Genomic DNA, 1,315 nt, shown 5'->3' with positions numbered 1-1,315 from the left:
TTCATCCGTTATGAAGTGACGACGAATGAAGTATTCGAGCTGTGCGATGCCGTTGAATTTAAAAAAAGACAGCTGTATGTCTATAACGCTGTTACCGAATTCAGAAATGGCGTTCTGACTCATACCTATCAATTCATGGATGCCAAGGGGTTCAGCTTCGGTAAAATGCACAATCGTGCATTAGCGGGAACGTCGCTGTTCGGCAAGGTTGTTGGCATATCCAATGACACCGTCAAAGTGTTCCTCGATATCGACAAAGACCAGGACGATGCAACTGCAAGCTGGTTTCCTTACTCCACGATTTATTCCTCACCCGATGGAAGCGGCTGGTACTGCATGCCGGAAACCGGCGACCAAATCCGAGTCTACTTTCCCGACGAGCAGGACGGCAACGCATTTGCCGCGAGCTCTGTTAACTTATCATCATCCGATTCAAAGAAACGAAGCGATCCATCGGTTAAAAGTATCAGCACCAAATACGGTAAACAGATTGTTTTCCAGCCTGGCGCTGTTGAAATCATCGGAAGCGGGAAGCTGCTCATGCGCTTGACCGACGATGGTGGTATCGAAATTAACAGCGATAAGAAAATAGCGTTAAACGCCGAGGATGACATCGAAATTAACGGCGGAACCAAAGTCATCATACAGGGTGAAGAAGGGGTCGATCTGAAGCAGGCTAGCGCCACCTTAAGCATTCTGGATGATGTCACGATGAGCGGAGGGAAGGTGAACATCGTATGATTTCGGTTATGGATCGCACGGCGGCATTGGAAGACTTGCTCGTGAATCATTTGGCGGGGGAGTGGCAGCAGGATTTCGTTACGATTAACGAGCGGTACATGGCGGATAAAGATCGGATTGACCGCAACTTGACTGCGGCCTTTGAAAAGGCGTGCTTACATGCAGCTCAGCTGCAGTTGCAAGGGCGTAAACGGGATATTCAATATATCCATTTTTCCTATTTGCGAACAAGCTTCATGGAGCAAAGAGCGGAATACCGAATCGACCTTTATGATGCTGACTGGTATATGGATAAAGAGGAATGCTGCAGCCTGTGGCAGGCTGACTTCTTATTCAATCCGGTGTTCGAGCGGCAGCGGGAGCTGGAGAAGCAGAGAGTGAATTACGCACGGAAGATCACGCCGATGGACGTTGAGCATATCATCCATCAGGAAGCGATGAAATATCATCTGCTTGCTATTGAATATATTCGCGATAGAGTACCAGCACTAATTGAGAGTGAAGGGTATGCGGCGATGAGGAAAAGCGAGGATTTGACCATTCTGGCTGGGGAGTACAGAGATCAACATGAGCT

Annotated in this window: 1 protein-coding gene and 1 pseudogene; both read left to right on the top strand. The window is 48.2% G+C overall.

Annotated features, from left to right (window positions below; all coding sequences use genetic code 11):
• Window positions 1–741 (top strand): annotated as a pseudogene (locus ACFVVF_RS29180) (phage tail protein); the annotation flags it as partial.
• The coding region (locus ACFVVF_RS29175) for a hypothetical protein (RefSeq protein ID WP_387816816.1) at window positions 738–1,315 on the top strand (578 nt) is incomplete at its 3' end. The pseudogene ACFVVF_RS29180 and the gene ACFVVF_RS29175, both read left to right, overlap by 4 nt.

This window comes from Paenibacillus sp. NPDC058174, assembly GCF_042883865.1.
Taxonomy (GTDB): Bacteria; Bacillota; Bacilli; order Paenibacillales; family Paenibacillaceae; genus Pristimantibacillus.
Note: the sequence above shows the minus strand (reverse complement) of the source record. Positions and strands in the feature narration are given on the sequence as shown.